The sequence below is a fragment of the Lysobacter sp. M15 genome (assembly GCF_022662515.1).
Classification (GTDB): Bacteria; Pseudomonadota; Gammaproteobacteria; order Xanthomonadales; family Xanthomonadaceae; genus JAKPBU01.
Genome location: NZ_JAKPBV010000013.1, coordinates 109953 through 123305, shown reverse-complemented (window position 1 = coordinate 123305; position 13353 = coordinate 109953). Strand labels below are relative to the sequence as shown.

Here is a 13353-nt window from a genome sequence, read left to right as displayed (position 1 = left end):
CTGGAGCCTGCCGTGATCTGTCGTTCCCTGCTCGCCAGCGCCCTGCTGCTCGCCACCGCCGGCGTTGCCCGCGCCGAAGTGCCCGCTCCGCAGGACACGCCGTACGCGCCGGGCGCGATCGTGCTCGAGGTCGATGCCACCGATACCGCGCAGCGCATCTTCCGGGTCAAGCAGACGATCCCGGTCGCGCCCGGCCCGCTGACCCTGCTGTATCCGCAGTGGCTGCCCGGCAATCACGGGCCGCGCGGACCGATCGACAAGCTCGCCGGCCTGGTCATCAGCGCCGGCAATGGCCAGAAGCTCGCCTGGAAACGCGATCCTGCCGACGTCTACGCCTTCCATCTGGAAGTCCCGCAAGGCGTGACGTCGATCACGACCGAATACCAGACGCTCACGCCGGCCGATACCACGCAGGGGCGCGTGGTGATGACGCCGAACATGCTCAACCTGCAGTTCAACACTGTGGTGCTGTACCCGGCCGGGCACTACGCCAGCCGCATCGACTACGACGCGCGGGTGACCTATCCGGCAGGCTGGCAGGCCGCAACCGCGCTGGACGTGGAGCGCAAACTCGGCGATGCCGTGGACTACCAGACCGTACCGCTCGACATCCTGGCCGATTCGCCGGTGTTCGCCGGTCGCTACTTCAAGACCATCGATCTCGGCGCGGCTGGGGATAAGCCGGTGCGCCTGAACGTGGTCGCCGATGCGGCCAAGCAGCTCGAAGCCAAGCCCGATCATCTCGAGCAGCATCGTGCGCTGGTGCGCCAGGCGCTGAAACTGTATGGCGCGCAGCATTACGACCACTACGACTTCCTGCTCTCGCTGAGCAAGCAGATGTCCGGCATCGGTCTGGAACACCAGCGCTCCAGCGAGAACGGGGTGGACGCCGACTATTTCAGCGGCTGGGACAAGAAGATCGGCAGTACAGATCTGCTCGCGCACGAGTACACCCATTCGTGGAACGGCAAGTACCGCCGTCCTGCCGACCTGTGGACGCCGAACTACAACGTGCCGATGCAGGACAGCCTGCTCTGGGTCTACGAAGGCCAGACCCAGTACTGGGGTGCCGTGCTCAACGCGCGCGCCGGACTGCGACCGATCGATGCCGCACGCGACGCGCTCGCGCTGACGGCGGCCACCTATGCCGACAATCGCCCCGGCCTGCAGTGGCGCAGCGTGCAGGACACCACCAACGACCCGATCATCACCCCGCGCGGCGGCAAGCCCTATCGCAACTGGCAGATGAGCGAGGACTACTACTCCGGCGCGCAGCTGATGTGGCTGGAAGCCGATGCGCGCATCCGCAAGCTCACCAACAACCGCAAGTCGCTCGACGACTTCGCGCGCGCGTTCTTCGGCGTCGACGACGGCGTGTGGAAGACCCAGAACACCTACACCTTCGACGACGTGGTGGCCACGCTCAACGGCGTGGTCGAGAGCGACTGGGCGGTGTTCCTGCGCGAGCGCCTGGACGGCAAGGTCGGCCTGACCGGCGGCCTGGAGGCGAGCGGCTGGCGCCTGGTCTACAAGGACGAGCCCAGCGCGCTGGCCAAGGCGCGGGCCAAGGAAGGCGATGGCGGCGCCGACTATACGTATTCGATCGGCCTTGTCGCCGGCAAGGACGGCAGGATCAACGAAGTGCGCTGGGACGGACCGGCCTTCAATGCCGGCGTCGGCACCGGCATGAGCCTGGTCGCGGTCAACGACATCGAGTATTCGCCCGAAGCGATGGAGGACGCGATCAAGGCGGCGAAGACCGGCACCGCGCCGATCCGGCTGCTGGTCAAGGAGTTCGATCGCTACCGCACGATCAGCGTGGATTACCACCAGGGGCTGCGTTTCCCGCACCTGCAGCGCATCGTGGGCACGACCGATTATCTGACGCCGATCCTCAGCGCCCGGAAATAGGCGAAACCTGTAGGAGCGCCGTGTCCCGGAGTCCGCGTCGCTTCGAAGCGGCGCTCCTACACGAAGGCCTGACGCTCTGGCCTACGGCAGCGGCACCGCGTCGCTCAGCGGCGACACGCCGGTTTCGTTGAACGCTTCCACCGCCACGTGGTAATGCTCATCGCGATTGAGCGCGCGCAGTTCCAGCGTCGTCGCCGCATCGGAAAAGACCTGGTAGCACAGGGTCAGGCGATCGGGCCGCAGGCCCCAGCACACGTTGTAGCCGACCGCGCCCGGCTGCGCCTGCCAGCGCACGAAGCCGTTGCGGCGGTCGCGATCGCGTCGCACCGTCGGCGCGGACGGCTTCGCGGGCGCGGCGCCATCGGCATTGCCGAACACGCGAAGATCCGAGATCGCCAGGTGCTTCGCGCCCACATGCCCGTGCACATAGCGCACGTAGCGGGCGCGCACAGGCTCGGGCAACGGCACATAGGCGTTGGGCCGGTCGCGACGGTCGCGCGCGTTTCCGACCTCGGCCAGAGTGCGCCAGTGGCGGCCATCGTCCGACTGCTGCAGGGTGAATTCGGTGTAGATCTGCGGCCCGTCCGCGAACACGCCAGACGCATAGTCCGCGTAGTTGACCTGCACCGCGCGTACCGTCTTCACCGCACCGAGGTCGAGCGTCAGTGTTTCGCCTTTGGCATTGCGCGCCGCGACCCAGAAGGTGCGCGGGTTCTCGTCCGCGGCACTTGCTGGATCAAACTTCTCCAAAGTCGAGGATGCAGCCACGGTTTTGCGGTACGAAAGCAGCATCCAGCCGGTGAACAGGCGCTGCGGATCGTCGACCGCGCCATCGGGCATCCAGTGCGGGAAGTCGCCGAAGCGGGTCGACACGCGCATCTGCCCGTCGCTGTAGAACGCAGCCGGCCACAGGCCGATGCGGCGCTCGAAATTCCAGTTGTGACCCACCCACGGTGTGCCGCTGTTCCACCAGTTGCCGTGCGCGTCCTGGAACGTCGAGCCGTGGCCGGCGCCGATGACGAAACCGCCGGGCTTGTAGGCCACCGGGTTCCACGGCGCGTAGGTGAATGGACCGAGCGGCGAATCGCCGACATAGGTCCCGTTCGCGTAGGCGTTGTACTCGGTGCCGGGCGCGCCGTACTGCAGGTAATAACGGCCACCGACCTTGTTCATCCATGCGCCTTCCATGAAGGGCAGCGTGGCCTCGTCGCGGTGGTCCTGGCCGAAGCGCTCCCAGCCGTGGCGCTTCGGATCGAGCTTGAACAGCACCTTCGGCTCGCCGATGTAGGTGAAGCTTTTCGGTTCGATCTCGATGCCGTAGATCGGGTAGATATTCGATGAGTTCCAGTACATGTACCAGCGCCCGTCGTCGTCCGCGAACAGCCCCGGGTCCCAGGGGCCGGGCGGAATCTTGCCCTTGGGCAGGGCGTAGATGTCCTGCCCCGGCGGCACCGCGTTCGGGAGTTTGGGCATGCGCCGGGTGAGGAACTCGAACTGCCCGGTGTCCGGGCGCGTGGTCACCAGCACCGCGCGCTGGTCCATCATCGACGGCATCAGGATCAGGCGCTTGCCGTCGGAGATCGCCGCCGGCGCCACGATGCTTTCGAACGGCCAGCGGCTGGGCGTGATGAAGGTCCAGTGCAGCAGGTCCGTGGATCTCCAGTAGCCGTCGGCGAGGGTCTGGAACAGGTAATACGCATCGCCATGAGGCACGAACACCGGATCGGCACCGGTGCGGTAGGAAATCTTTTCGTTGATCTGTTCGAAGTTGTAGCGGTAGTCGATGTCGAGCGGATTGGCGTAGGTGCGCAGTGGGGATTGCTCCGCCTCGGCCCACGTCGTCGTGCAGCACAGCGCGGTGCCCAATATCATCGTCCGGATTCTGCACTGCATTCGCACCATCGTCTGACTCCGTGGGCCGATGTCGGTCCGCGCCGTCGGCAAGGCGCCGCGGCGCGCCATCGTACGCGACGCGGTTCTGGAAAAGCGCGAAAGCCAATGCGTGGGCGGTTGTCTGGCGCGGCGTGACTCGTGCGCGCGTGAGGGCTCAGCGCGAGGCGACTGCCTCGCCGCGTTCCTGTCGCTCGAACGCGTTCTCGAGCAGCGGCACCAGCGCCGCGGTATAGCGCTCGGCATCGACGCGGGAAAGATGCGACCACTCCGGCAGGTCCAGCCCCTGCATCGCCGGATAATCCTCGAAGTGCACGCCTGGCAGGCCAGTGCGCGCCAACAGTAAGTCCCAGGTCTGGGCGCGCGGCATCTGCGACTGTTCGAAGGCGTAGTAGCGGCCAGCGCTGGGAGGGCGCACGAACACGATCCGTACGCCACGCGCCTGCAGTTGCTTCACTGCCTTGAGCGCGCGTGCGATCTGCGCGTCGATCGCGGCCTGCTTCTTCGCAGGGTCGTCCACGCCGATCCGCCCGGTGGGCCGCGCGCCGAATCTCTCGGCCCAGATGCTTCGTGCCAGCGCGCGATATGCGGGATCGGATTCGACCCGCGACCACAGATGTGTATTGCGGTCCAGGCCGGGCATCACCATCAGCTTGCGCACACGCGTGTCAGGCGTCATGCCAGGCCGTAGTGGCCAGGCCTGCCGGCGCAGTACCGTCGGTAGTGCAAAATCCGGCTCGTAGAAGGCGAACCGCGATTCGAGCAGGTGCCTGCTCAGCCAGTGGCCGATGCGCTGCGAGGGTCCGCGTTCGTGGTAATGCTTCACCACCGCGCCGCGGTACGCGTAGCCGCTGAAGAACAGGTCCGGCGTGACATCGACCACCACGCGCCCGGTGAAATCCGGATCCGCGGCGAGGTCCTCCAATATCGGCAGTGGCGAAGTGCCCTCCAGTGCCAGCTGGATCGGGCGTTCGCCTGCCAGACGCTCCCATACCGGCAACTGCACGTCGAACAGCAGCCGCGACGTGCCGACCAGCACGGTCGCATCGCCTTCGCCTGCGTCGATCCGCGCACGCTGCTCGGCCCAGGCGCCGGCGCTGTTGCGGTAGCCGGGCGTGGGATCCCAGGCCCGCCAGTACGCTTCCCAACCGACCAGCAGCAGCGCTGCGCCGAGCATGGCGCCGACGAAGATCCTTTTCCACGGCTGCGCGGGTACCTCGCGTTCGGGCACGGGCTGGGCGACGCCGGGTCGGTCCGAAGCGGTCTGGCGCACGAAGCCGGGCCGAGCGAAGCGCTCCAGCACGTGTTCCATGCCTGTCGCGGTTACGGCGCCGAGGGAATCAGAACTGGCGGCTTCAGAACCGGCGGCTTCAGAACTGGAAATAGATGAAGGCATTGCCCGTCCCCTGTGTTGCGATCACGGCGAACAGCATCAGCGCCCATGCGCCCGACAGCACCAGCGGCCGTCGCCGGGCGATGAAGGTTTCCAGCGTCTGCAGCCGCATCAGCCAGTGCGCGGTGACGATCCCGGCCACGATCGCCAGCACCGGCACCAGGTCCGCGATCGCCAGGATCGGCGCCGCGCCGGCATTCAGCCCGACCATACCGCGCAGCAGCGACCAGGCCTCGCCGAAGCTGTCGGCGCGGAAGAACACCCAGGTCACGTTGATCAGGGTGTAGGTCAGCAGCGCCAGCGCGACCAGCGCCAGCGGCCCCGGCCGGTAGCCGGAGAACCGCGCGCGCAGCATCCGCTCCGCCGACAGGTACAGCCCGTGCAGTCCGCCCCAGACCACGAAGGTCCAGCTCGCGCCGTGCCACAGGCCGCCGAGCAGCATCGTCGCCATCAGCGCGAAATAGGTGCGCGCCGGTCCGTGGCGGTTGCCGCCGAGCGGGATGTACAGGTAATCGCGCAGCCACGCCGACAGGGTGATATGCCAGCGCCGCCAGAAGTCGGAAAATCCGATCGCCGCGTAGGGGAAACGGAAGTTGTCCGGCATCGCGAAACCCAGGCACATCGCCGCGCCGATCGCGGTGGTCGAATAGCCGGCGAAGTCGCAGAAGATCTGCCCGCTGAAGGCGAGCGTGCCGGTCCACGCATCGAGCGCACCGACCACGGTACCCGGCCGCGCATCGAATACGGCCTCGGCGACCGGGCCGAGGAAGCCGTCGGCCAGCACGACCTTCTGGAACAAGCCCAGTGTCATCAGCGCCAGGCCGAAGCGCAGCTGGTCGCCGCTGGCACGGCGCTCGTGCGCGAACTGCGGCACCAGTTCGGTCGGGCGCATGATCGGGCCGGCGACCAGGTGCGGAAAGAAGGTCACGAACAGCGCGTAGTCGAGGAAGCTGTTGGCCGGCTTCGCGCGGCGCAGGTAGATATCGAGCGTGTAGCTAAGCGTGGCGAAGGTGTAGAACGAGATGCCCACCGGCAGCACGATGTCGAGCGCCGGCGGCTGGTAGACGACGCCGGCGGCGGCCATCAGCGCGCTGAAGTTCTCCAGCAGGAAGCCGCCGTACTTGAAGTAGCCGAGCATGCCGAGGTTGACCACCACCGACAGCAGCATCCACGCGCGCCGCGCGGTCGGTCCTTGCGCGCTCACCAGCTTTTTCGCCGCCCACCAGTCGACCACGGTCGAGACCCACAGCAGGATCACGAACGGTGGGTTCCACGCGGCGTAGAACAGATAGCTGGCGATCAGCAGGTTGAATTTCTTCGTGGTCCAGCGCAGCGGCATCGCGTGCAGCAACAGCACCAGGGCGAAGAACACCACGAAGGTGAGCGAATTGAAGACCATCGGCGCGCACCCCGGGGGACCGATCGCCGGGCGATCGCTACCGGAGGTAACCGTAAAAGCCGGGGAAAGCGGACACCCGTCGGTCGGGGCGGCTGCGCAGACCCGTCGGAAGCCGGGCCCAAGGCAGCGGTCGACTCGATGGGGGCACCCCGACCGGGCCCGCCCTTGCCCTCAGCCGCGGGCCGATGCCCGGACGCCCCTGCCGCTTACGCCGCGGCCGCAACCGGGCGGTTGCGCGCACTCCACTGGGCCAGCAGCTGCGCCTCGCGCGCCCTGGCTTTGTGCAGGTGCGCTTCCTTGACGTGCCCGTAGCCGCGGATCTGTTCGGGAATGCTGGCGATCTCGGCCGCCAGGCCTACGTTTTCCCCGTCGAGCCGGTCGAGCAGGCCCTCGATCGTGGCCTGGTACCGGGCGATGAGCTGGCGTTCGCCCCTGCGCTCGGCGGTGTAGCCGAACACGTCGAGCATCGTGCCGCGCAGGCCCCGCAGCCGGGCCAGCAGCCGGAACGCGGTGAACACCCACGGGCCGTATTCGCGCTTGATCAGTTCGCCCTTGGCGTTCTTCTTCGCCAGCAGCGGCGGCGCGAGATGGAAGTGCACTTTGTAGTCGCCGTCGAACTGCTGCTCCAGGCGGCGACGGAATTCGCCGGAGGTGTACAGCCGCGCCACTTCGTACTCGTCCTTGTAGGCCATCAGCTTGAAGAAGTAGCGGGCCACGGCTTCGGACAGATCGGTAGCTCCGGGCGCGGCGGCGTGTTCGGCCGCGCGCACCTTGGCGACGAAGTCCGCATAACGCCGCGCATAGGCTGCGTTCTGGTAATCGGTGAGGAAGGCGACGCGGCGGGAGACCAGTTCGTCCAGCGAACGCGACAGGCGCAGGTCGTCGAGCGGCAGGAATGCAACGTCGCCTGCGGCCGATGCGGGCACGTGCCGCAGCTCGTCTTCCGCGCGCAGGTCCGCATCGCGCGGCGACAGGCCCGATTCGTGGCCCTCGGACGGCGTCGGCGGGAGCAGCGGCAGTTCCCGCGGCGTGGCTTCGGCGCGCGTGGGCGCGTTGCGGATCACGCCGGCGGCCTCGGCGACCGCTGCCGGTTCGACCACCGCCAGCCGCCCCCAGGCGAACGCGGTCTTGTTCATTTCGACCGCGGCAGCATTGAGCTCCACCGCGCGCATGATCGCGTCCAGCGACAGCGGCACCAGCCCCTGCTGCCAGGCATAGCCGAGCATGAACAGGTTGGCCGCGATGGCATCGCCCATCAGCGCGGTGGCGAGTTGGGTGGCATCCACGACATGCAGCGATGAAGCCGGTGCATCCGCGTCGCCCAGCGCGGCGCGCACTGCGGACACGATCTCGGCCGCAGGGAACTGCAGGTCCGGGCGCGTGGTGAAGGTGCCAGGCATCGCCTCGTAGGTGTTGAGCACCACCGAGGTGCGACCGGCGCGCACCTTGGACAGCGCCCAGTAGTCGTTGACCACCACCATGTCGCAACCCAGGACCAGGTCGGCCTCGCCCGCGGCAATGCGCACCGCGTGGATGTGCTCGGGCGACTGCGCGATGCGGATATGGGTGGTTACCGCGCCGCCCTTCTGCGCCAGTCCGGTCTGGTCGAGCACGGTCGAGCCGCGGCCCTCCAGGTGCCCGGCCATGCCCAGCAGCGCCCCGATCGTCACCACGCCGGTGCCACCGACGCCGGTGATCAGGATGTTCCAGGGCTGGGACAGATCGCCCTTGAACGTAGGCATCGGCAGGTTCGCCAGCTTGTCCGCCGCGCTCACTTTTTTGCCTTTGCGCGGCGTACCGCCGTGCACGGTGACGAAGCTGGGGCAGAAGCCCTCGACGCAGCTGTAGTCCTTGTTGCAGTTGCTCTGGTCGATCTCGCGCTTGCGCCCGAACTCGGTGTCCTTGGGCAGTACCGAGACGCAGAACGACTTCACCCCGCAATCGCCGCAGCCTTCGCATACCAGGGTGTTGACGAACACGCGCTTGGCCGGATCGAGCATCTTGCCGCGCTTGCGGCGGCGGCGCTTTTCCGTCGCGCAGGTCTGGTCGAAGATCAGGATGCTCACGCCTTTCACTTCGCGCAGGCGCTTTTGCACGTCTTCGAGCTCGCGGCGGTCGTGGAAAGCGACGCCGGTCGGGAAGATGGACGGATCGCTCCACTTTTCGATCTCGTCGCTGAGCACCACGATGTCCTGCACCCCTTCCGCGCGCATCTGGTGCGCGATCTGCGGCACGGTGAGCGTGCCGTCCACCGGCTGGCCGCCGGTCATCGCCACCGCGTCGTTGTAGAGGATCTTGTAGGTGATGTTGACACCGGCCGACACCGCCTGACGCACCGCCAGCGAGCCGCTGTGGAAATAGGTGCCGTCGCCGAGGTTCTGGAACACGTGCGGTGTTTCGGTGAAGGCCGCCTGGCCGCACCAGGTCACGCCTTCGCCGCCCATCTGGGTGAAGGTGTCGGTGTCGCGATCCATCCACGTCACCATGTAATGGCAGCCAATGCCGGCCATGGCGCGCGAGCCTTCCGGCACCTTGGTGCTGGTGTTGTGCGGGCAGCCCGAGCAGTAGTGCGGCACGCGCGGGAACTGCGCGCGCGGCAGGGCGAGCTCGGCTTCCTTGGCGGTGAGGAAGGCCAGCTGCCGGGTGATGTGTTCGCTGCGGTGGAAACGTTCCAGACGCGCCGCGATCACCCGCGCGATGCGCGCCGGAGTGAGCTCGTTGGTGCTGGGCAGGATCCATTCGCCCGATTCGTCGTACTTGCCGACGATCGAGGGACGGCTGCCGTCGCGCCCGCCGTCGAAGTTGTAGAACTGCTCCTTCATCTGGCTCTCGATGAAGGCGTGCTTCTCCTCCACCACGAGGATGTCCTCGAGCCCGCGCGCGAAGTTCGCGATGCCGACCGGCTCCAGCGGCCAGGTCATGCCGACCTTGTAGACGCGGATGCCGATCTCGGCGCAGGCATGCGCGTCCAGCCCCAGCACTTCCAGCGCCTGCAGCACGTCGAGATAGCTCTTGCCCGTGGTGACGATGCCTAAGCGCGCGTTGGGCGAATCGAGCACCGTGCGGTCGATGCCGTTGGCGCGGGCGAACGCCTGCGCCGCCCGCACCGCGTAGCGATGCAGACGCATTTCCTGGTCCAGCGGCGGGTCCGGCCAACGGATGTTGAGCCCGCCCGGCGGCAGCTCGAAATCCTCAGGCGTGACGATCTGCAGCGCGAACGGATCGACGTCGACCGAGGCGGAGGATTCCACGGTCTCGGCGATGGTCTTGAAGCCCACCCAGCGTCCGGTGAAGCGCGACATCGCCCAGCCCACCAGCCCCAGGTCGAGGATGTCCTGCACCCCGGCCGGGTTGAGGATCGGCATCATCGCGCTGGTGAACTCGCCCTCGGAGCCGTGCGGCAGGGTCGAGGAACGGCAGGCATGGTCGTCGGCCGCGAGCGCCAGCACGCCGCCGTGGCGGCTGGTCCCCGCGGCGTTGCCGTGCTTGAACACGTCGCCGCAGCGATCCACGCCCGGGCCCTTGCCGTACCACATCGCGTACACGCCATCGACCTTGGCGCCGGGAAACAGGTTGGTCTGCTGCGTGCCCCAGACCATGGTCGCGCCCAGGTCCTCATTGAGACCGGGCTGGAACTTCACGCCCGCTTCGGCCAGGTGTTTCTTCGCCCGCCACAGTTCCAGGTCGAAACCGCCCAGCGGCGAGCCGCGATAGCCAGAGATGAAGCCGCCCGTGTTCAGCCCGTCGCGTGCATCGCGCAGCCGCTGCATCAGCGGCAGCCGGACCAGGGCCTGCACGCCGCTGAGGTAGATGCGCCCGCGGGTACGGGTGAACTTGTCCTCGAGCGTGTAGTCGCGGTCCACGGTGCCGGCCTGGACCCCGGAATGGGTGAGCGCGGTATTGGCCGAAGCCGGCGAGGTAAGTTCGGCGGTGCTGGTCATGGACGTCTCTGGCAGGCGACGCGAGGATCGCTGGCTGGCACGGCGGCGCGCCGCCGGGAGGCGGCAGCGGAGGCGGAAGTGAGCCAAAAAGTGTAGCAGTGGGCTTCCGGCCGGCCAGGCTGGCGGGAATTCCCTTCGGTTGCCGTGGGCCGACCGCGGGCGCCGCGCAGGCCCGAACGCCGGCGGGCGGCGCCGGTCTGCGTCCTAGTAAACCGCCTCGACCTTCGGCCCCAGCGGCACGTTGTGCGCCTTGAGCCAGGCCACGATCTCGCGGCGCTCGGCCAACGCACGCTCGTTGAGCACCCCGCGCTGGAAGGCGAAGTAGTAGTCCTGGAACGTCGCCCCACCCGAGTTCCGGGCCTGCGGCTGAGCGCCCTTGTCGAGCAGCTGCAGGATCGCCGCGCCGGCATTGGTGCGCGCGGCCACGTGCAATGGCGCGTCGTCGTTGCGGTCGGGCAGATTGGGATCGGCGCCGGCATCCAGCAGCAGATGCAGCTGCTGCGGATTGCCGGCCAGCAGCGCCTGCATCAGCGGCGTCGCGCCCGTCTGCGGGTTGCGCACGTCCGGGTCGCCGCCGTGGCTCAGCACCGCGCGCAGCAGTTGCGGATCCTTCGCGAACGCGGCGGCATGCACCGGGGTTTCGCCGCCCATGCCGGGGCGGTTCGGGTCGGCGCCCGCCTCCAGCAGTGCCTGCACGCTTTCCAGGCGTCCCTGACCGATGGCCTCGACCAGCAGGCTCGCGCCGTCCGTGCCTGGCGTATCGGGGTCGACGTTCGCGGCCTGGCGACGGATTTCCGTGGCATCGCCGCGGGCCACCGCGTCGGCCAGCGGCGCGATATCGGGGTTGGTGAAGCGGTCGTTGCTCATGGGCGGGCGCGCGCACCCCGGGGCGCTACAGGCGGAAGCGATGAGAATGGCGGCCACTTTCAGGCGCATGCGGGCAGTGTCGGCGCTGCCGCGACCGCGGCGCAAGCGCATCCGGGATAGCGTAGGGGGCTCAGCGCCCGCTGAGCCAGCCGACGAAATCGCTGGCGCCCTGGGCGACGGCCCCGGCCCCATCGGCCAGCAGCTCGGTCCCCTGGCCGGCCAGGTCGATCGCACCCTGGGTCAGGTCGCCGCTGCCGGTGATCGCCCCGGCAAGCAGATCGCCGGGCAGGCCACGGACATGCTCGTCGACGAAGCTGGCCGCGCTTTCGGTGCCGCGGTTGACGGTGTCGCCGGTGGAATTGAACACGCCTTCGCTCAGGTCGCCCAGGATCCGGAACCCGCCCTGCACGTAGTCGCCGTTGCGGAAGTCGGTGTCGACCACCTCGCCGATGTCGGACACGAAATCGTGGGTATTGCGCGCGTAATCGTCCTTCAGCGGTTCGGGCAGCAGGTCCTGCAGGTCGCGGCCGAGGTCGGACGGATTCTCGTAACCGGCTTGCCAGGGCTCGCGTTCGATCATCGCCGCGGTCAGCACGTTCGGGTTGTGGCTCATGGCCGCGTAGGCCAGGTCGCCGACGCCGTCGACCAGCGGAATGCCGCTATGGCGCGCGGCCTCGACCACGCTGTTCCAGACCGCACGCTCCCCGGCCGACATGTCCGGGAATTCGTCCGCCGCACCGCGGCCGAACAGGGTGTGTTCGGCGACCGGGCCCGGCGAGACCACGATCCGGGTGCCCAGCGCGTCGGGCGCGACCAGCCCGGTGACCCAGCTCTCCTGGGCCTGGCTGAGCATGTCGCTGTCGAGCGAATAGGCGCGGATGCCGCCGTTCTCGGCGTAGCTGCGCGCCTGATCCGGGGCGAAGCCCATGCGATCGAGCGTGTTGGGATGGATGCCCGAGGCATCGAACGTGACCGCTGGGATGCCCGACGCCAGCGAGCCCACCGAGGCCAGGCCGCCGCCCTGGGAATGGCCGGTCAGGGCGAGGTTGGTCGGATCGCCGTCGGGGTCGCCGAACACCCGCGCGAATTCCATCGCCGTGTTGACCGCGGTGCCGCTGAACTTGTCGACCGGATCGGTCTGGAAGCCCAGGCCCTGCTCGAAGTTGTTCTCCCAGTCCGCCGCGCCCTCGGCGGTACCCCGGTAGGACAGCACGAAGTTGCCGTTGCCGTCGGTATAGATCTCGGCCTTGAATTCCTGCTCCGTGGTCTGGGTGCCGCCGCCCAGGAACTGCTCGCGCCAGGCGGTGGGATCGGCGATGCCGCGTTCGGCCAGCATCTGGTCACTGATCGCGCTCCAGCCCGGCGGCGGATCGCCGCGGGTGCCGTAGACGGCGGTGGCCAGCTGCGACAGGGTCACGTCGAAGGGCTGCGCCTGGGTGCCGCCGGCGGTCTGGGCCAGGGTGCTGCCGGCGGGCAGGGCGTATGGGCCGGAAGGCCCGCCCTGCGGTTCGGCGCCCGAGGTCAGCCCGGCCAGCTGCGGATGGTAGGTCGGCTCGGGCCGGTAGCCGGTGGTGGCCGGCAACTGTGTCGTCGTCGCAGGCAGGACCGGCTCGGGCCGGTACCAGCTGCTCAGGCTGGAATCGCTCGAGGGAGAAACAACGCTGCCGCCCATGGCCCGCTCCATACCGGTTCGCATGGCGACCCTAGCGCGATGCGGGGCCGGGAACAGCTAGGGCGCGCCCTAGAGGGGAGAGGGCCGCGGCCGCTCGATGGCGATGACGACAGGCTGCCGTCGTTGTACCGGTGATTGGCGCCCGCCGCAGCAGATCGAAGGCCGGGCAGGCATTGGCGCTACGCCAGCCGCGCTTCGAGGCGCTCTGCCGCCGCAACGCCAGGGGTTACCTTAGGGGCGGAGTCGCCAGCGTGATCCGTCCCTCCCCAACTTCGTCCCT

At 68.2% G+C, this 13353-nt stretch carries 7 protein-coding genes; 1 reads left to right on the top strand and 6 read right to left on the bottom strand.

Annotated elements, in window-relative coordinates; translation table 11 throughout:
- The first annotated feature begins 12 nt into the window (after positions 1–12).
- Positions 13–1911 carry a peptidase M61 gene (locus MC380_RS14025; protein WP_242165485.1) on the top strand — a complete coding sequence of 633 codons (1899 nt, stop codon included), beginning with the start codon at positions 13–15 and terminating at the stop codon, positions 1909–1911.
- Between the two features lie 81 nt (positions 1912–1992).
- Here the strand turns inward: MC380_RS14025 and MC380_RS14020 are convergent, their stop codons facing one another.
- The 6 genes from MC380_RS14020 to MC380_RS13995 form a co-directional block, all read right to left on the bottom strand.
- Positions 1993–3783: a family 43 glycosylhydrolase gene (locus MC380_RS14020; protein WP_242165483.1), complete on the bottom strand. Its 1791-nt coding sequence runs from the start codon at positions 3781–3783 to the stop codon at positions 1993–1995.
- A 175-nt stretch (positions 3784–3958) separates the two neighbouring features.
- The gene (locus MC380_RS14015; RefSeq protein ID WP_242101995.1) at positions 3959–5113 is read right to left on the bottom strand and encodes a hypothetical protein; all 1155 of its coding nucleotides are present in this window, start codon (positions 5111–5113) and stop codon (positions 3959–3961) included.
- A 58-nt stretch (positions 5114–5171) separates the two neighbouring features.
- Positions 5172–6593, bottom strand: coding sequence for an MBOAT family O-acyltransferase (locus MC380_RS14010; RefSeq protein WP_242101994.1), 1422 nt, complete (start codon positions 6591–6593; stop codon positions 5172–5174).
- 206 nt (positions 6594–6799) lie between these two features.
- Positions 6800–10534, bottom strand: coding sequence for an indolepyruvate ferredoxin oxidoreductase family protein (locus tag MC380_RS14005; RefSeq protein ID WP_242165482.1), 3735 nt, complete (start codon positions 10532–10534; stop codon positions 6800–6802).
- 204 nt (positions 10535–10738) lie between these two features.
- Positions 10739–11401: an ankyrin repeat domain-containing protein gene (locus MC380_RS14000; protein WP_242165480.1), complete on the bottom strand. Its 663-nt coding sequence runs from the start codon at positions 11399–11401 to the stop codon at positions 10739–10741.
- 130 nt (positions 11402–11531) lie between these two features.
- Positions 11532–13073: an Mbeg1-like protein gene (locus MC380_RS13995; protein ID WP_242165478.1), complete on the bottom strand. Its 1542-nt coding sequence runs from the start codon at positions 13071–13073 to the stop codon at positions 11532–11534.
- Between the last annotated feature and the right edge of the window lie 280 nt (positions 13074–13353).

Bases quoted from the DNA above. Each gene is read 5' to 3' on its own strand.
- MC380_RS14020 (WP_242165483.1), bottom strand. From the start codon at position 3,783: ATGATATTGGGCACCGCGCTGTGCTGCACGACGACGTGGGCCGAGGCG.
- MC380_RS14015 (WP_242101995.1), bottom strand. From the start codon at position 5,113: ATGGAACACGTGCTGGAGCGCTTCGCTCGGCCCGGCTTCGTGCGCCAG.
- MC380_RS14010 (WP_242101994.1), bottom strand. From the start codon at position 6,593: ATGGTCTTCAATTCGCTCACCTTCGTGGTGTTCTTCGCCCTGGTGCTG.
- MC380_RS14005 (WP_242165482.1), bottom strand. From the start codon at position 10,534: ATGACCAGCACCGCCGAACTTACCTCGCCGGCTTCGGCCAATACCGCG.
- MC380_RS14000 (WP_242165480.1), bottom strand. From the start codon at position 11,401: ATGAGCAACGACCGCTTCACCAACCCCGATATCGCGCCGCTGGCCGAC.
- MC380_RS13995 (WP_242165478.1), bottom strand. From the start codon at position 13,073: ATGGGCGGCAGCGTTGTTTCTCCCTCGAGCGATTCCAGCCTGAGCAGC.